This is a genomic window from Halomonas alkalisoli (assembly GCF_021412585.1).
Classification (GTDB): Bacteria; Pseudomonadota; Gammaproteobacteria; order Pseudomonadales; family Halomonadaceae; genus Halomonas; species Halomonas alkalisoli.
The window spans coordinates 76,034-93,354 of record NZ_JAKCMI010000015.1; the positions used below are offsets into that span (position 1 = coordinate 76,034).

Consider the following 17,321-nt stretch of genomic DNA (forward strand, 5'->3'; position numbering starts at 1 on the left):
AGCCTCTTTTCCTGACGGCCTCACATTGACTGGAGATACTTGAATGGCGAAGACCCCCTGGAAACTTGCCGCGGTTGGGCTGACCCTTGCGCTGGGCCTGGCTGGCTGTGGCGATACGGAAGACGAGGCCGGGGCTCCCGAAGTCGAGGAGACGGAAATTCCCGCGGGCGAAGTACCGGAAGAGACGATGACCGACGACCCGGACGCGCTTGCCGAGGAAGCGTCCGATACCCCTCCTGTCATGGAGGAGGAGGCCGCACCGGAAGCCGTACCCGAAGAAGGTGGTCCCATGGAGCCGGGCGACGATATCGAAGCGGATGCCGAGACGCTGGGGGAGTCGCCGGCCGCGACCCTCGACGAAGGTGGCGCCTTGCCGGGTGAGCCTACCCGTTCGGATATCGATGCGATCCTGGAGGATACCGAGCGGCGCTTCGAGGAGGCGCAGCGTCGTATCGATGAACAGTACGAAGAGGTCGAGCGCGATTCGCCGGTGTTGGAGCCCATGGACGACACAACGGACTTTCGCTCGACCATCGAACCCATGCAGGACGATGATACCGGCGACACGCCTTCGGCCATCGACGAGGAAGCGGAGCGGCGTGGCGAGACGACACAGTCGGATATCGACGCCATGCTGGAGGAAACCGAGCGGCGCTTCGAGGAAGCGCGGCGTCAGCTAGACGAGCAGTTCGAAGAGGCCGAGCGGCGCGATCCACAGAGTGAAGCGCCCCAGTTCGACATCGAGGATTGAGGACTCGTGCTGCGCCATGCCATGAAAAAGGCCCGCCGTCAGGCGGGCCTTTCGTCTGGGGGCCAGTCTTCAAGCAGAAGCCAGGCCTATACGCCTGCCGAAGCAGTACCTCAGTCGGCGAGCTTGATATTGGAGGCCTGAAGGCCCTTCTTGCCCTGAGTGACTTCGAAAGTGACCTTTTGGCCATCCTGCAGGGTCTTGAAGCCGTCAGCCTGAATCTCGGAGAAGTGAGCGAACAGGTCGTCACCGCCGTCGTCCGGAGAGATGAAGCCATAGCCCTTGGTATCGTTGAACCACTTGACAGTGCCAGTTGCCATTGTCGATTTCCTTACTTACTGATGGATCGTGCTGGGCACTCGGCAGTGCCGGAGGCCCGAAGTGCGTGGGCAAGGCGAGAAAAGTGCGCTTCGGGTCTATCGACAGTTCAACATACTGCTAACGACTTTCCACTAACGACTTTCCACTTGCTGTCCGACGCAACGGATAGTGCATGAGTGGCGAACCACCATGCCCGCCCAGACAACTTTAGATAGAAAAATTCGGAGCGTCCAGCGAATCACGCGCATGAAATATGCCATACCGAGTATGTCCTTGAGGCGATCCATGGCCGCCTTCCCGGCGCTCTGCGGTAGCTCGCAAGGAGGCTTCATGCCGTATTCCGTGCGCCGTGAGTGTGAGAGCCTCATCACTCTGTCGTAGAATGCCCCCTCGGCCCATGACGGGCCAATTCATCGCAGGGAGCGTTCGAAACATGCTGTTGGATGCCCAGTTCTGGCCGTTTCTGGTGGCCATTACCCTGCTGACGATCAGCCCTGGCGTGGATACGCTGCTGGTGATCCGCAACACGGCTCGCGGGGGCGTGCGCGATGGTGTGCTGACCAGCGTGGCGATCTGCTGTGGCCTGTTCGTGCATGCCACCATATCGGCGCTGGGGATTTCCCTGATCCTGTTGCAGTCGGCATGGGCCTTCGGTTTGCTCAAGCTGGCGGGTGCCGGCTACCTGATCTGGCTGGGAGTCGCCAGCCTGCTGGCGGCACGACGCGGCCAGGGCCTGCCAATTGAAGGCGTGATGGGGGCGCGCGAGGCGCGGTCGGTGTGGCGGCCGCTGCGGGAAGGGCTGCTGTCCAACGTGCTCAACCCCAAGACCTTTGTCTTCTACATGGCATTTCTGCCCCAGTTCATCGCCCCGACGGACCCCGCCCTGATCAAGTCGCTGTGGTTGGCAGGGGTGCATTTCATCATCGCCAACCTGTGGCAGATCGGTATCGTCTTGACGGTGGGCAGTGCGGGACGCTGGCTGGGAAGCCGCCTCTTTTCCCGCGTCTTGAATGGAGCGACCGGTGCGGTACTGATCGGATTCGGCATCAAGCTGGCGCTGGAGCGTCACCCCGCCTGAGCCCGACCGGAAACGCCAGGGCCCCGGCATCGATCCGGGGCCCTGGGTGATCTTTTCCCTCATTCATGGCGGGTGTCGGCCTAGTTGCGTGCCAGCAGCGAACCGTCGTAGCGCACCGTGGTTTCCGCCGAGCTGAGCATCGAAACGCCCTCGGTGCTGCCCCCGTTGGCCAGGCTTTCGAAGATGACCCGGTAGGCGAGCACCGCCTGGACATAGTCGCGTGTCTCGCGGAAGGGAATGCTCTCCACGAAGAGATCGAACTCCTCCGGCGAGTCGCGCAGCCAGCGGTCGACCCGGCCGGGGCCGGCATTATAGGCCGCGGCGGCGGCCAGGCGATTGCCCCGATAGCGGTTGGTCATGTCGCGAATATAGGTGCTGCCCAGGCGGATATTGAGCTCCGGGTCGAGTACGCCGTAAGGCCCGGGGTCGTTGATGCCGAGCTGGCGACTGAGCTGGGTGGCGGTGCCGGGCATGATCTGCATCAGCCCGCGGGCACCGGCGGGGGAGAGCGCCGTCGGATTGTAGGCGCTTTCGCGTCGCGCAATGCCCATCAGCAGGTAGGGGTCCACGCCGGTGTTGTTGCCCCAGCGCAGGAAGTGCTCGCGATAGGCTTCCGGAAAGCGCCAGTCGAGCGCGTCCCACATCCGGCCGGTGATGGTGGTCTGCACCAGGCGGGCGTGCCAGCCACGGCGGGCCGCATAGTCGGCAAGCGCCCGCGCCTCCCGGGGCGTTCCGATGGCCACCGCATTCAGCCATTCGCTGTTGGCCAGGCCGTCCTCGCCGATGCGCAGCAGGGCCTCCGTGCGCTGTACGGCAGGCCACTGGGCGACCTCCTGACGAAATGCCTCGTCGAAGCCATTGCGCTCCAGATTCAGGGCATAGGGGCGGCCTATGCGATCCGCAGCGGCGAAGGCGAAGAAGCTGCGGCCGTCGGCGGCGCGAGCATAGGCGACCTGCGCCCGTTCCGTATCGCCCAGCTGTTCATGGGCGCGTGCCTTCCAGTACTGCCAGCGGCTATCCTCGCGGGTCTCGTCGGGCATTGCCTCGATCCAGCGCAGCGCACCGGCCCAGTCCCGGCTGGTCAGCGCATGGCGCACACGCAGCTCAAGTACCCGAGCGGTGCCGACTCGCGGCAGGATATCGTCCACCCAGCCCCGGTTGTTGTCGATGTTGCGTACCAGAGAGTAGAAGGCCAGGTCCTCCTCGATGGCGTGGCGATGCTCGCCCTCGAAGGTCAGATAAGGGGCGACCTTGCGCCATGCCTCCATGGCGGCCTCGGTATCGGCACGGGTGAAGCCGTGCATGGCGGCGGCAAACAGCGCCCCGCTGCCGCGGCATTCGGGGCCGATACAGTTGGGTATCCGTGTGATGGCGGAGTAATCCCCTTGCAGACGAGCCTTGGCATCGCGCGCTCCCTGCCAGCGGCTGCCTAGCTGGCGCCCCAGGTAGCTGACAAGACCGCTTTCACCCTGTTGCCAGGCGAGCATCTTGCGCTCCCAGATATCGAGTTCGCTGATCTCCCCCTTTTCCTGCAGGTGGCGGAACAGGGTATTGCAGGCCGACGGTTGCGAGCTGCCCACGTGCCAGAGTTTCCGCCCACCTGCCGCGGCAGCCTGCGGATCGCTGCCCAGCAGCGCCGTGTAGTAATGGCATTGGCGTTCGGCCCCCGTGGGCTCGCCATCGGCAACGGCGAGGACGGCACCGTAGCGACCGGCGCTGCCGTAGCGGCTGATGGCCTGGCCGCGCATCCACTCGGCGAGGGGGGCATCCTTGTAGCGCTCGATGAAAGCCAGCACCTGACCTGGCTCGGCCTGGGGCAGTTGATCGCGCAGGCGGTGATACTCCACGTAGCCGTAGAGCACATGATCATTGATGGCGCTGCTGTTGATTCTGCTCCACTGCTGGTTGCGTGCCGCCTCCAGCGCCTCGCGCATGGCACTGTCGCTGGGCTGGGCATGAGCGATGAGCGGCAGGCTGATGGCTGCCGCGGCGAGCCAGGCGGCGGCGCTGTTTAGCAGGTGGCGATGGCGCATGGTGACGGCCTCCGGAAGGCGTGAGTCAGAACCTCTGTATCGTCGCCCATTGGAGCATATTTGAGTAGGGGTTGGGTGACGATTTCCAGGTGGGTGTGGCTGGGCTTCGTTCAACGGTTGGACGCTTGTGCAGACACCGTGCGAGAGCTAGGCTGAACGGGCTTCGATCAAACGCTTGTTGGGCTGTCTCGAGGAGTTAGGATGTGACCCAAGATCAACAAAGTGCCGAGGCCATCGGCCCTGGCCCAGAGGCCTGGCGAACCGCCCTGACCCGATTCGTCACATTCATCCCGCATACCCGGGAGTTGGGACTCGAGGTGATCGGCGTGGTTCCTCCGGAAGTGACGATGCGGCTTCCCTGGCGTGACGAACTGCTCGGCGATACCAGCCGGGGGCTGGTGCATGGCGGCGTCCTCACCATGCTGCTGGATACCGTGTGCGGCTCGGCGGTGCTCTGCGGGCTGCCCTCGCCGGAGGTCTGCCCGACGCTGGACCTGCGCGTCGACCATTACCGGCCGGCGGTGGCCGGTCTCCCCATCATGGCCAGTGCCCGTGTGCTCTCCGTGACCGAGTCGGTGGTCTTCACCGAAGGCACCCTATGGCAGGACCCCGAGCGCCCCGTCGCCCGTGGAATCGCCAATTTCATGCGTCTTGGGCCGCGCAACACGCCGCCAGGATTCAGCGAGGCGCTGTTCAGTGGAACAAATGACGGAGCGAACGGCCATGGTTGACGACTTTCACGATGCCGCATGGCTGGAGAAGACCCGGGCCGAGGGCGACGTGGCCGCCTGGTTGGCGCGGGTGCCCTACGCCCGCTTCATTGATGTCTCCGCATCGCCCGACACCGAGGGCGACGGCATGGTCTTCCATCTCGAACCGCAGGCGCACAACATCGGCAATATTCTGCTGCCGGCGATTCACGGCGGGGTGGTGGCCGCCTTCATGGAGACGGCAGGCACCCTCGACCTGATGCTTGCTGCCCGTGCTCCCCGGTTGCCACGCATCGTCGATTTCTCCATCGACTACCTCCGCGCTGCCCGTGCGATACCCACCCACGCCCGCTGTAGCCTGCTGCGAGAAGGCCGGCGCATGGCCAACGTTCAGGTCACGGCCTGGCAGGCGCGCGAGGAGGAGCCAATCGCCACGGCACGCCTGCACTTCGTCTTGAGCGCTTCGTCTTGAGCATCGCGATAGAGAGCAGCGCTTGAAATTTCCGCCCCGGGCCCCATATCGCTGAACAGTTCTACACGCGCGGCGCCATGGCGGCGTCGCCGCTGGTTCAAGCCATGAGGTAACCGATCCATGTCCACCATCGCTCACGAGGAAACGCTCGGCTTCCAGACCGAGGTCAAGCAGCTGCTGCACCTGATGATCCACTCCCTCTATTCCAACCGGGAGATTTTTCTACGCGAGCTGATCTCCAACGCTGCCGACGCCTGCGACAAGCTGCGCTATGCGGCGTTGGATAACGATGCCCTCTATGAGGGCGACAGTGAACTGCGCATCGAGATCGAGCACGATCAAGAGGCCGGCACGGTCACGCTGCGCGACAACGGCATCGGCATGAACCGTGACGAGGTGATACAGAACCTGGGCACCATCGCGCGTAGCGGCACCGCCGAATTCCTCAAGCAGCTCTCCGGCGAGCAGCAGAAGGATGCCAGGCTGATCGGTCAGTTCGGGGTGGGCTTCTACTCCAGCTTCATCGTCGCCGACGAAGTCACGGTCCGTACCCGCAAGGCCGGCTCGGACAAGGCCGAGGGCGTCGAGTGGCGCTCCAGGGGCGAGGGCGAGTTCACCGTGGCCGATGTCGAGAGCGAACGTCACGGTACCGAGATCGTGCTGCACCTCAAGTCCGATGCCAAGGAGTTTGCCGACGACTTCCGCCTCAAGAGCCTGGTGCGCAAGTACTCCGACCATATCGAGGTGCCGGTGCGCATGCCCAGGGTCGAGACCGCCAAGGACGACGATGGCAAGGAAATCGAGGGCAGCGAGGTCACCACCTGGGAGACCGTCAACGAGGCCACCGCGCTCTGGTCCCGCCCCAAGGGCGAGATCTCCGACGACGAGTACAAGGCGTTCTACAAGCACGTGGCCCATGACTTCAGCGATCCACTGACCTGGAGCCACAACAAGGTCGAGGGCAAGCTCGAATATACCAGCCTGCTCTACGTGCCGGGGCGCGCCCCATTCGACCTCTTTGATCGCGATGGCTCCCGTGGCGTGAAGCTCTACGTGCAGCGCGTCTTCATCATGGACGACGCCGAGCAGTTCCTGCCGCTCTACCTGCGCTTCATCAAGGGGGTGCTCGATACCCGGGAGCTCTCTCTCAATGTCTCCCGCGAACTGCTGCAGCAGGACCCCAAGGTCGAGAAGATCAAGAGTGCGCTGACCAAGCGGGCGCTGGACATGCTCAAGAAGCTGGCCAAGGACAAGGAGGGCTACCAGACCTTCTGGAACACCTTCGGCACGGTGCTCAAGGAAGGGCCTGCGGAGGACTATGCCAACCGCGAGAAGATCGCCGGGCTACTGCGCTTCTCGACCACCCATACCGACAGTGCCACCCAGGACCAGTCGCTGGCCGACTACGTCGAGCGCATGAAGGAAGGGCAGTCCAAGATCTTCTACATCGTGGCCGACAGCTTCAATGCGGCCAAGTCGAGCCCGCATCTGGAGATCTTCCGCAAGAAGGGAATCGAGGTACTGCTGCTCTCCGATCGCATCGACGAGTGGCTGATGAGCCACCTCACCGACTTCGACAGCAAGACCCTGGTCGACGTGGCCAAGGGCGATCTCGATCTCGGTGAGATCGAGGACGAGCAGGAGAAACAGGCCCAGGAGGAAACCGCCAAGGCCAAGGAGGCGCTGGTCAAGCGGGTCAAGGAGGCGCTGGGCGAGGAAGTCCAGGAAGTGAAGGTGACCCATCGCCTGATCGACTCCCCGGCCTGCGTGGTGCTGCCTGAGCACGAGATGGGCTTTCAGATGCGTCGCATCATGGAAGCCGCCGGGCAGAAAGTGCCGGAGGTCAAGCCGATCCTCGAGCTCAATCCGGAGCATGCCCTGGTCGACCGGCTCGAAGCGGCAGAGGGTGATCGTTTCGCTGACCTGGCGCGCATCCTGCTCGACCAGGCGATCATCGCCGAGGGCGGTCATCTCGACGACCCGGCGGCCTACGTCAAGCGGCTCAATGCGCTGCTGACAGCCTGATTCCGCGGGGGCAATACCCCATCGATGGTCCACGCCACAGGCCGCCTTCGGGCGGCCTGTGCGTGTTTGTGATTACGGCCAGACCGGCCCTTTACGTCAACGTCACACCCTGTTTTTTACCATTATTTCAGCCGGATAGTGCTACATTCAGTTGCTGTCGATCGACATCACGGCGGTTGTGCATTGCGGCATGGTCAGGTATGAATAGTGGGTTTGGCCTATCTGAATTGACCTACCTGAAACTGAAACTTCGACAACCATAAGGGAGATCCAACGTGAAGATTGGTGCACCCAAGGAGCTCGCCAAGGGGGAGGCACGCGTCGCGCTGACCCCTGACAGTGCGCAGCTCATCCATAAGCTTGGACACGAATGCCTGATCGAATCCGGAGCCGGCGCCGCCGCCGGCTTCGATGACGATGCTTACCGCGCCGCCGGCGTCACCGTGGTGGAGAGCGCCGAGGCGCTCTGGCGCGAGGCCGAGGTGGTCATCAAGGTGCGCGAACCCAGCGACGCAGAAGCCGACCTGCTGCGGGAAGGCCAGACGCTGATCGCCTTCTTCTGGCCGGCGCAGAACGAGGCGCTGCTGGAGCGCTGCAAGGCCAGGGGCGCCACCGTGGTCGCCATGGACATGGTGCCGCGAATCTCCCGGGCCCAGAAGATGGATGCCCTGTCGTCCATGGCCAATATCGCCGGCTATCGGGCGGTGATCGAGGCGGGCAACAATTTCGGACGCTTCTTCACCGGCCAGGTGACCGCCGCCGGCAAGGTGCCGCCGGCCAAGGTGCTGGTCATCGGTGCCGGGGTGGCGGGTCTCGCCGCCATTGGTACCGCGGCGAGCCTCGGTGCGGTGGTACGCTCCTTCGACGTGCGTCCCGAAGTGGCCGAGCAGATCGAGTCCATGGGCGCCGAGTTCCTGTTCCTGGACTTCGAGGATTCCCAGGATGGCTCCGGTACCGGCGGCTATGCCGCGCCATCGAGTCCCGAGTTCCGTGAGAAGCAGCTGGCGCTGTTCCGTGAGCAGGCGCCGGACGTCGACATCGTCATCACCACGGCGTTGATCCCCGGCAAGCCCGCTCCCAAGCTGTGGCTGGAGGACATGGTCAAGGCCATGAAGCCGGGGTCGGTCATCGTCGACCTGGCCGCCGAGAAGGGCGGCAACTGCGATCTGACCCGCCCGGACGAGAAGGTGGTCAGCGACAACGGCGTGACCATCGTCGGCTATACCGACTTCCCCTCGCGCATGGCGACCCAGTCGTCGCTGCTCTACGCCACCAATATTCGTCACATGCTCACCGACCTGACGCCGGGGAAGGATGGCGTGATCGTGCATGACATGGAAGACGACGTGATCCGCGGCGCGACGGTCACCCATCAGGGCGAGGTCACCTTCCCGCCGCCGCCGCCCAAGGTCAAGGCGATTGCCGCCGCCAAGCCCAAGCCCAAGGAGAAGGCGCCGACTCCGGAGGAGAAGAAGGCCGCGGAGCTTGCCACCTTCAAGGCCCAGACCAAGCGTCAGCTGACGCTGCTGGGCGTCGGGGGTGCACTGATGCTGGTGCTGGGCCAGGTGGCGCCGGTCTCCTTCATGCAACACTTCATCGTTTTCGTGCTGGCCTGCTTCGTCGGTTTCCAGGTGATCTGGAACGTCAGTCATTCGCTGCATACGCCGCTGATGGCGGTGACCAATGCCATTTCCGGGATCATCATTCTCGGGGCGGTCCTGCAGATCGGATCGGGCAACTGGGTGGTGGTATTGCTTGCGGCGATCTCGGTACTGATCGCGACCATCAACATCGTGGGTGGCTTCCTGGTGACACGCCGGATGCTGGCCATGTTCCAGAAATCCTGAGCGGCGGAGTAACGACATGTTGGGTCAAGGTTTTGTTTCTGCCGCAGCCATTGCGGCAAGCGTGCTCTTTATCCTCTCCCTGGGGGGGTTGAGCAATCAGGAAAAGGCCAAGCGCGCGGTCTGGTACGGCATCGTGGGCATGGCCGTGGCGGTGTTCTTCACCGCTTTCGGCCCCGGGATCGGTGGTTACTGGTGGATGATCCCGATGATCATCATCGGCTCGGTGATCGGCTGGTACGTGGCCAGTCGGGTGGCCATGACCGAGATGCCCCAGCTGGTGGCGGCGCTGCACTCCTTCGTCGGCCTGGCTGCGGTGTTCGTTGCCTGGAATGCCGACCTCGAGCGCCGTCGCGTGTTGGCCGCCCAGGCTCTGGGCGCGGGACAGCAGGAGTTCTCGGCCTTTGCCGCACTGGTGGCCACCAAGGCCCCCGACGAGCTGATGTTCCTGCAGATCGAAGTGGTATTCGCCATCTTCATCGGGGCCGTCACCTTTACCGGTTCGGTCATCGCCTTCGGCAAGCTGGCCGGCAAGGTGGACGGCAAGCCCAACCAGCTTCCCGGTGGGCACATGCTCAACGCCGGGGCGGTAGCGCTGAGCCTGGTGCTGGCGATCGCCTATATCAGCGGGGCCGGCTTCTGGACGCTGATCATTCTGGCGTTGCTCGCCTTCTTCATCGGCTGGCACCTGATCATGGGCATCGGCGGCGCCGACATGCCGGTGGTGGTGTCGATGCTCAACAGCTACTCGGGCTGGGCAGCGGCGGCGATCGGCTTCACGCTCTCCAACGATCTGCTGATCGTGACGGGTGCGCTGGTGGGCTCCTCCGGTGCCATCCTCTCCTACATCATGTGCAAGGCGATGAATCGCAACTTCGTCAGCGTCATCCTGGGTGGCTTCGGTGGCGTCCAGAGCGGCGTTGCGGCCGAGATCGAGGGCGAGCAGGTGGCCATCGATGCCGGCGGCGTGGCCAGCGCGCTGAACAACGCCAACAGCGTGGTCATCGTGCCGGGCTACGGCATGGCGGTGGCCCAGGCCCAGAACGCGGTGAGCGAACTGGTACGCAAGCTGCGCTCGGCAGGCAAGGAGGTGCGTTTCGCCATCCACCCGGTGGCCGGGCGCCTGCCGGGACACATGAACGTGCTGCTGGCCGAGGCCAGGGTGCCCTACGATATCGTGCTGGAAATGGACGAGATCAACGACGATTTCCCCAAGACCGACGTGGCGATCGTCATTGGCTCCAACGATATCGTCAACCCTGCCGCCCAGGACGACCCCAACAGCCCCATCGCCGGCATGCCGGTGCTTGAGGTCTGGAAGTCCTCGGTCGTCTTCGTCTGCAAGCGTGGCCAGGGCACGGGCTATTCGGGCATCGAGAACCCGCTCTTCTACAAGGAGAACACGCGGATGTTCTATGGCGATGCGCGAGAGAGCATCGATTCGCTGCTGTCCTTGATCGACTGAGGCGATATCGCCCGGGCCGGCATCGCCGGCCCGGTGCTATGCTAGGCATCAGGCGCCCCCGAAGGGGGCGCTTTTCGTTACACTCTTCTCTCTACCCGACCTTTTCAGGGGTGAACATGTCCGATGATCCCATGCGGGTGGCGGTGTTGGGCGGGGGCAGTTTCGGTACTGCGCTTGCCAGCATTGCTGCCGACAACGGGGCAGAAGTGTGTCAGTGGCTACGCGACGTCGATCTGGTGGAACAGATCAACCGTGAACACCGAAACGGCCGCTACCTGCCCGACTTTGCCATCAACCCGGCGGTCAAGGCATCGAGTGATATGCAGGCAGTGCTCGAGCGGGCGGAACTGGTGCTGGTGGCGATTCCCTCCAAGGCCTTTCGTGACGTCGTGCGACAGGCACGCCCCTGGCTTCGCTCCGACCAGATCCTGGTGAGTACTACCAAGGGTATTCAGGAGGAGGGCTTCAAGCTGATGAGCCAGATCCTCCAGGAGGAGACGGGCTTCACCCATATCGGCGTGATTTCGGGCCCCAACCTGGCCTCTGAAATCGCCCAGAAACAGCTCACCGCCACGGTAGTGGCCAGCGACGACCCGCTGACTCGCACTCGGGTGCAGCAGGCGCTGAGCTGTGACTACTTCCGGGTCTATGCCAGCAACGACCGCTACGGCGTTGAGCTGGGCGGGGCGCTCAAGAACATCTATGCGATCGCCGCCGGCATGGCCGCCGCGCTGGGCATGGGCGAGAACACTCGCAGCATGCTGATGACCCGGGCGCTGGCCGAGATGGGGCGCTTTGCGGTGGACCAGGGGGCCAACCCCATGACGTTTCTCGGGCTTGCCGGCGTCGGCGACCTGATCGTCACCTGCTCGTCGGACCTGTCGCGCAACTACCGAGTCGGCTATGCGCTGGGCCAGGGCAAAACCCTCGATGACGCAGTGGCGGCCCTGGGCCAGGTGGCCGAGGGGGTCAACACGGTGCGCCTGGTGCGCGACAAGGCCCGTGAGGCCGGTGTCTACATGCCGCTGGCCGAAGGGCTCTACCAGGTGCTGTTCCAGGGCGTGCCGGCACGGGAAATGGCGCGCATGCTGATGCGGGGGGAGCAGAGCAGCGATGTGGAATTCCTGCTCTCACGGGAAGACGTGCAGCGGGCCCACCGGCGGGTCGAGGCCGCCGACGACCAGCCGGACGCCAGCAGGCATGGGAGCGGGCAACATGGGAGTGGGCAATGAGTAAGCGCTTGCTGATCATGCGCCATGGTGAGGCCGGCCCGGGCAGCGTCGATGCCGAGCGCACGCTCACCGCTCGCGGCCATGCCGAAGCCGCGCGCATGGCCGACTGGCTGCAGTATCAGGAACTGGATGAGGCGCGAATCCTCGCCAGTCCCTATGTGCGTGCCCGGCAGACGGCAGAGCATGTGGCGGCCAGCCTGGAGCGCGAGGTCGAGACCCTGGCCATCGCCACGCCGGACGACCCTCCCGAGGCCGTGAGTGACTGGCTGCTGGAGCAGACCGACCGAGGGCCGTTGGTGCTGGTCAGCCATATGCCGCTGGTGGGCGCCTTGACAGGGCTTCTGGTCGAGGGGCGAAGTGACCGCGGTCTGGGCTTTCCCACGGCGGCCGTGGCCGAGCTCGAGGCCGAGGTGTGGGCGGCGGGCTGCGCCAGGCTGCTGCGCTTCATGGCGCCGAACGACGTTACCTGGCCAGATGAGCGGCCCTGAATCAATGGAGAACTGCCATGACTTTCGTCGTCAACAATCGCGTCTTCGTCAACCCCGGCCATGAGGGGGCATTCGAAGCGCGCTTTCGCGCCCGGGCCGGCGAAATCGACAAGCAGCCAGGCTTTCTGGCCATGCGTGTGCTTCGGCCATTGGGCAATCAGGCCCCCTATGTGGTGGAGACCGAGTGGGAGAGCCAGGAAGCCTTTCACGCCTGGGTCGGCGGCGATGACTTCAAGCGCGCCCACGCCAACCCCATGCCCAGGGACGCCGTCGGCGAGGGCGGCGGGCTCGAGCAGTTCGAGGTGGTGATCCGCAGCGGTGGCTAGACGATGACGGCAACGCTTAGATCAGCCCGGCGAGACGCAGGCCAAACACCCCCAGCGTGATGGTCACGCTCGCCATCAGCGTAGTGAGGGCGATGATGTTGGCGGTCAGCACGGCGTTGCCGCCCATCGCCTTGGCCATCACGAAGGCGGCCGCCGCCGTGGGGCTGGCGAAGAACAGGAAGAGCACACCGAGCTCGCGCCCCTGGAAGCCGACCAGCCAGGCGGCACTGGTGGCCAGTATCGGTATCGTGATCATCTTCATCAGGCTGGCGCCGGTGGCCAGGCGCCCCGATGCCCGGATCGAGCCCAGGGAGAGGGTGGCGCCGATACAGATCAGCGCCAGGGGCAGGGTCAACGAGGCAAAATACTCCCCTGAGGTCATCAGCCAGCCGGGAAGGCGCAGTTCTAGGGCGGCCACCGGCACCGCCACTACCACGGCCAGAATCAGCGGATTGTGTGCGATGTGCGAGGCGATACTGCGCCAGTTGGTGCGCTGATGGGGCTGGTAGGCGGCCAGGGCAATCACCGAAAAGGCGTTGTAGGTGAGAATCACCACGCCGAGCAACAGGCCTCCGGCAGACAGGCCATAGTCACCGTACATGCCCGCGGCAAGGGCCAGCCCGACGATGCCGCAGTTGCCGCGGAAGGCGCCCTGGACATAGACGCCACGGTCGGCATGAGGCACCCGCAGGATCGCCCAGCCCCAGCTGAACAGGAAATTGCCCAGGGTGGCCAGGGCGAAGAAGCCGAGCAGCAGCGGGTTCAGGGTGGCGTCCAGGTCGGCCTTGATGATGCTGAGAAAGATCAGCATCGGCATGGTGCCCTTGAACACCAGTAGCGAAGCGGTATTGATGAAGGGCTGATCGATCCAGCCGGCACGCTTCAGGCCCAGGCCGATGAAGACCATGACGAAGACCGGCAGCGTGACTTCCAGGGTGCCGAAGAAGACATCGACGAGCTCCATTCAGCGAGCCAGCCACAGGCCGATCGTCACGGCGGCGATCACGGTGATCCAGAAGAGACGGTTACGGATTCGGGTATCACGCGGGGGACGCGGCGCTGACATGGGGAGACTCCGATTGAGCTTGGGTGTCGGGGAGCCGATGGGTTCGACTTGGCGAAACAGGGTAAACCCGTTAGCCTGCTATCGCCACAGACTTTACGTCTTGCTTGACACTGGATTCCACCATGACCGCTTCTCCCGCTAGCCAACGACCGCGATTGATCTTCGCCCATGCCAACGGCTTTCCCGGCATGAGCTACCGCAGCCTGCTTGCACCGCTGCACGAGCGCTTCGACGTTCATCCGGTCGATCGCCTGGGTCATCACCCCGACTACCCGGTCGGCCACAACTGGCTGGCGCTGCGCGATGAGCTGCTCGATCATCTCACCCACAGCGAGGAACCCGCCATCGGCGTGGGGCACTCCATGGGCGGCGTATTGATGGCCATGGCCGCCGAGCGTGCCCCCGAACGCTTTCGCTGCGTCGTCATGCTCGATCCACCGCTGATGCTGGGATTGGACGCCTGGGGGATGAAGATGGCCAAGCGTTTCGGCTTCATCGACCGGGTCACGCCGGCGGGAAAGTCCAGGGGGCGGCGGTCGGCGTGGCCGGATCGTGACGCCATGGCCAATCATCTGCGTCGTCGGGGCTTGTTCCGGCGTTTCACGCCCGATGCGCTGCACGACTATGTCGAGGGGGGGACCCGGCTGGGTGACGATGGCTCGGCCGAGCTGGTGTATGACCCCGCCATCGAGACCGAGATCTTTCGTCAGCTACCCGACCACCTGACCAGCTTGCCGCGCCGCCTGCAGGTGCCCTTCGGCCTGATCGCCGGCCGCGACTCCGATCTGATCACGCCGGCCCGCCGTCGACGCCTCGAGCGTCGCCGGATCAAGCTGTCGCTGGTGCCGGGGACGCACATGTTCCCGATGGAGCATCCCGAGGAGACACGCCAGGCCCTGTTGGCGATGCTCGATGAGCTGCTGGAGGCTTCGACATGAGCGGTCCACGAGCCATCCGGCTGGCCGGCGGGCGTCTGGCCGGACTCAGCTGGGGTGATGAAGCGGCACCGACCTGGCTGGCGCTGCACGGCTGGCTGGACAACGCGGCGAGCTTCACGCGCCTGGCGCCCCTTCTGGTACGCCAGATGGGGATCCGTATCGTTGCCATCGACTTCAGCGGACACGGTCATTCGCAACATGTCGCCGGCGACTATGCGCTGTGGGACTACTGCCACGACCTGCTGGATGCCGCCGATGACCTGGGCCTGGAGCGGGCCACGCTGCTGGCCCATTCCATGGGTGCGGGGGTGTCCTGCCTGGCCGCTGCTGCCTTCCCGGAGCGCATCGGCCGCCTGGTACTGATCGATGGACTGGGGGCGCTCACCACCCCGGCAGGGGACTCGGCTCAGCAACTGCGCAAGGGCCTGCGTTCGGCTCGACGTTCCTTATCGGCCGCGCCGCGCTATCCTGATATTGAAACCGCCGTGGCGGCCCGGGTAGCGGGTGGAGTGACGCCCATCGATGCCGTTACCGCCACCCCGGTGGTGGAGCGCAACCTGTGCCATGAAGACGATGGTCACGTGCGCCTGCGTACCGACGGTCGCCTGCTCTGGCCATCACCGGTGCGTCTGACGCCGGAACAGGCCCTGGCCCTGCTCGGGTCCATCCAGGCACCGGTGCTGCTGATCGAAGGCGAGGGCGGCATACTCGGCGGGCGGGAGTCGGCGGCAGCCGCACGATCGGCGGTCTCGACACTCACCCGACGGGTGTTGCCCGGCGGGCACCACCTGCACCTGGAGCCCGGCGCAGTAGCAGCGGTGGCGGAGACCATCGTCGACTGGCAGGCAATGGAAGCGAAAGTGTTATAGGGAGCGGCCTCATGAACGGTTCGATGGCAGCGCCGACGGGCAAGCGCGTCGCCCTGACCCTGGGCAGCGGTGGGGCGAGGGGGTACGCCCATATCGGGGTGATCGACGTGCTGGAGGCCCGCGGGTACGAAGTCGTGGCGATTTCCGGCTGCTCCATGGGGGCGGTCATCGGTGGGGTCTATGCGGCGGGAGAGCTCGATGCCTATCGCGAATGGGTCTGCCAGCTCGACTATTTCGATGTGCTCAAGCTGGTGGATGTCACCTGGAGCCCCATGGGAGCCATGCGGGCCAGCAAGGTGATGAGCAAGCTGCAGGGCCTGATGGGCGACATCCAGATCGAGGATCTGCCGATTCCCTTCACCGCGGTGGCCACCGACCTGGCACGTCAGCGTGAGGTGTGGTTCCAGTCGGGCTCTCTGTTGCGTGCCATGCGCGCCTCCATCGCCATCCCGGGCGTGATCACCCCGGTGCATATCGGTGCCCAGACGCTGGTAGATGGCGGCCTGCTCAACCCCTTGCCGATCATCCCGACCGTATCGGCCCATGCCGACCTCATTCTGGCGGTGAATGTCACTGCGCATAGCCCGCAGCCGGTGACCCTGGAGGACCTCCTGCCGTCAGAGCCGGGCGTCGACGAAGAGGTACCAGAGAATGACTCGTCGGTGAGCGGCTGGATGGATGTGCGCGGCGCGACCCGGCGTTTTCTGGATGGGTTCGGCAACGGCGGGGAGGGCGACGACGAGAGTGATGCCGCGACGGGGAAGGCCTCCACTGGGCGTCGCGCCTGGGGGCGGATGGACATGATCCTGGCGTCCTTCGACATTACCCAGGCGGCACTGGCGAAATACAAGGTGGCAGGCTACCCCCCCGATATCCTGATCGAAGTCCCCAAGACGGTCTGCGGTGCGTTCGAGTTCCACCGGGCCGATGCCCTGATACGGCTGGGGCGCCACCTCACCTTGCAGGCGCTGGACCAATACGAAGGGCGCTTCCATGGGGGGAGCCCAGGAATGGTCGTTCAGCCGCCCCAGATGCCGGCAGACCGTGAATCGGGAGGCGGCGTGTGAGTTTGCTAGGCATCCTGGCCACGGCGGCGTAGCAGGACATAGACCGCGCCGGTGCCCCCATCGGCATCCAGGGCCGAGCAGAAGGCGAGTACCGCGGGCCATTCGCGCAGCCAGGCGTTCACATGGCTCTTGATCACGGGGTAGTTGGCGGTGCTGCCCCATGCCTTGCCGTGCACGATCAGCACGCAGCGCATGCGACCGGCGGTAGCGTCACGCAGAAACCCCTCCAGCTCGCTGCGTGCCTCGTCCAGCGTAAGGCCGTGCAGGTCGAGCCCCGCCTCCCAGGCAATGCGCCCTCGCTTGAGCTGGGTGCGGGTGCGGTGGGGCAGGTCGGGCAGGGCAAAATCGAGCGGCTCCGATGGGCGCACGGGCTCCACGCGGCCATCGCTGGTGCGGCTGGTGGTGTCGCTGTTCCCCGCGGCAACCGCCGCGGCGCGCCGCTCGGCCGCCGACGGATCCTTGCGGCGTGGTCGCCCGGGATCGGCACGTTCGCTGACGATACGCCTCACGCCGGCTTCATGCAGTGCCTGGCGAAAGGCGCTGACATCGTCTTCATCCGGTGGGCGGCGGCGTCGGCTCATGTGCTACTCATGGGGAGGGTTCGAGGCGCACAGTATAGCGGCCTGAGCGCGACTGTGA

At 64.8% G+C, this 17,321-nt stretch carries 17 protein-coding genes; 13 read left to right on the forward strand and 4 right to left on the reverse strand.

Going from position 1 to position 17,321, the window contains the following annotated elements:
* The first annotated feature begins 43 nt into the window (after window positions 1-43).
* A complete protein-coding gene (locus tag LY622_RS04280) occupies window positions 44-751 on the forward strand; it encodes a hypothetical protein (RefSeq protein WP_234289749.1) in 708 nt (235 codons plus the stop codon).
* Window positions 752-861: 110 nt separating this feature from the next.
* Here the strand turns inward: LY622_RS04280 and LY622_RS04285 are convergent, their stop codons facing one another.
* Window positions 862-1,068, reverse strand: coding sequence for a cold-shock protein (locus tag LY622_RS04285; RefSeq protein WP_043515357.1), 207 nt, complete (start codon window positions 1,066-1,068; stop codon window positions 862-864).
* 434 nt (window positions 1,069-1,502) lie between these two features.
* On the opposite strand from LY622_RS04285, the gene LY622_RS04290 reads away from it, so the two are divergent.
* Complete coding sequence (locus LY622_RS04290; protein ID WP_234289750.1) at window positions 1,503-2,147, forward strand: LysE family translocator; 645 nt, start codon at window positions 1,503-1,505, stop codon at window positions 2,145-2,147.
* 80 nt (window positions 2,148-2,227) lie between these two features.
* Here the strand turns inward: LY622_RS04290 and LY622_RS04295 are convergent, their stop codons facing one another.
* Entirely contained in the window at window positions 2,228-4,180 is a 1,953-nt protein-coding gene (locus LY622_RS04295; RefSeq protein ID WP_234289751.1) for a transglycosylase SLT domain-containing protein, read from the reverse strand.
* A gap of 203 nt (window positions 4,181-4,383) precedes the next feature.
* Between LY622_RS04295 and LY622_RS04300 the strand changes: the two genes are divergently transcribed.
* The 8 genes from LY622_RS04300 (at window position 4,384) to LY622_RS04335 (ending at window position 12,742) form a co-directional block, all read left to right on the forward strand.
* The gene (locus LY622_RS04300) at window positions 4,384-4,911 is read left to right on the forward strand and encodes a PaaI family thioesterase (protein WP_234289752.1); all 528 of its coding nucleotides are present in this window, start codon (window positions 4,384-4,386) and stop codon (window positions 4,909-4,911) included.
* Entirely contained in the window at window positions 4,904-5,362 is a 459-nt protein-coding gene (locus LY622_RS04305) for a PaaI family thioesterase (protein ID WP_234289753.1), read from the forward strand. The genes LY622_RS04300 and LY622_RS04305 overlap by 8 nt, the downstream gene beginning before the upstream one ends.
* A gap of 120 nt (window positions 5,363-5,482) precedes the next feature.
* The gene (htpG, locus tag LY622_RS04310) at window positions 5,483-7,387 is read left to right on the forward strand and encodes a molecular chaperone HtpG (protein WP_234289754.1); all 1,905 of its coding nucleotides are present in this window, start codon (window positions 5,483-5,485) and stop codon (window positions 7,385-7,387) included.
* 275 nt (window positions 7,388-7,662) lie between these two features.
* On the forward strand, window positions 7,663-9,234 hold the full coding sequence (locus tag LY622_RS04315; protein WP_234289755.1) for a Re/Si-specific NAD(P)(+) transhydrogenase subunit alpha: 1,572 nt from the start codon (window positions 7,663-7,665) through the stop codon (window positions 9,232-9,234).
* Between the two features lie 16 nt (window positions 9,235-9,250).
* On the forward strand, window positions 9,251-10,696 hold the full coding sequence (locus LY622_RS04320; protein WP_234289756.1) for an NAD(P)(+) transhydrogenase (Re/Si-specific) subunit beta: 1,446 nt from the start codon (window positions 9,251-9,253) through the stop codon (window positions 10,694-10,696).
* A 116-nt stretch (window positions 10,697-10,812) separates the two neighbouring features.
* On the forward strand, window positions 10,813-11,928 hold the full coding sequence (locus LY622_RS04325; RefSeq protein WP_234289757.1) for an NAD(P)H-dependent glycerol-3-phosphate dehydrogenase: 1,116 nt from the start codon (window positions 10,813-10,815) through the stop codon (window positions 11,926-11,928).
* Complete coding sequence (gene sixA, locus LY622_RS04330; RefSeq protein WP_234289758.1) at window positions 11,925-12,416, forward strand: phosphohistidine phosphatase SixA; 492 nt, start codon at window positions 11,925-11,927, stop codon at window positions 12,414-12,416. The genes LY622_RS04325 and sixA overlap by 4 nt, the downstream gene beginning before the upstream one ends.
* Before the next feature lie 17 nt (window positions 12,417-12,433).
* On the forward strand, window positions 12,434-12,742 hold the full coding sequence (locus tag LY622_RS04335) for an antibiotic biosynthesis monooxygenase family protein (RefSeq protein WP_234289759.1): 309 nt from the start codon (window positions 12,434-12,436) through the stop codon (window positions 12,740-12,742).
* Window positions 12,743-12,758: 16 nt separating this feature from the next.
* Here the strand turns inward: LY622_RS04335 and LY622_RS04340 are convergent, their stop codons facing one another.
* Window positions 12,759-13,706, reverse strand: coding sequence for an AEC family transporter (locus LY622_RS04340; protein WP_234289760.1), 948 nt, complete (start codon window positions 13,704-13,706; stop codon window positions 12,759-12,761).
* A gap of 224 nt (window positions 13,707-13,930) precedes the next feature.
* Here LY622_RS04340 and LY622_RS04345 point away from each other — a divergent pair, with 224 nt between their 5' ends.
* Genes LY622_RS04345 through LY622_RS04355 form a run of 3 tightly spaced genes read left to right on the forward strand, consistent with a single transcriptional unit; the run spans window position 13,931 to window position 16,682 of the window.
* Window positions 13,931-14,746: an alpha/beta fold hydrolase gene (locus tag LY622_RS04345; protein WP_234289761.1), complete on the forward strand. Its 816-nt coding sequence runs from the start codon at window positions 13,931-13,933 to the stop codon at window positions 14,744-14,746.
* The gene (locus LY622_RS04350; RefSeq protein ID WP_234289762.1) at window positions 14,743-15,615 is read left to right on the forward strand and encodes an alpha/beta fold hydrolase; all 873 of its coding nucleotides are present in this window, start codon (window positions 14,743-14,745) and stop codon (window positions 15,613-15,615) included. The genes LY622_RS04345 and LY622_RS04350 overlap by 4 nt, the downstream gene beginning before the upstream one ends.
* 11 nt (window positions 15,616-15,626) lie before the next feature.
* Window positions 15,627-16,682: a patatin-like phospholipase family protein gene (locus LY622_RS04355; RefSeq protein ID WP_234289763.1), complete on the forward strand. Its 1,056-nt coding sequence runs from the start codon at window positions 15,627-15,629 to the stop codon at window positions 16,680-16,682.
* Window positions 16,683-16,687: 5 nt separating this feature from the next.
* Here the strand turns inward: LY622_RS04355 and LY622_RS04360 are convergent, their stop codons facing one another.
* Window positions 16,688-17,263: a Smr/MutS family protein gene (locus LY622_RS04360; protein ID WP_234289764.1), complete on the reverse strand. Its 576-nt coding sequence runs from the start codon at window positions 17,261-17,263 to the stop codon at window positions 16,688-16,690.
* Between the last annotated feature and the right edge of the window lie 58 nt (window positions 17,264-17,321).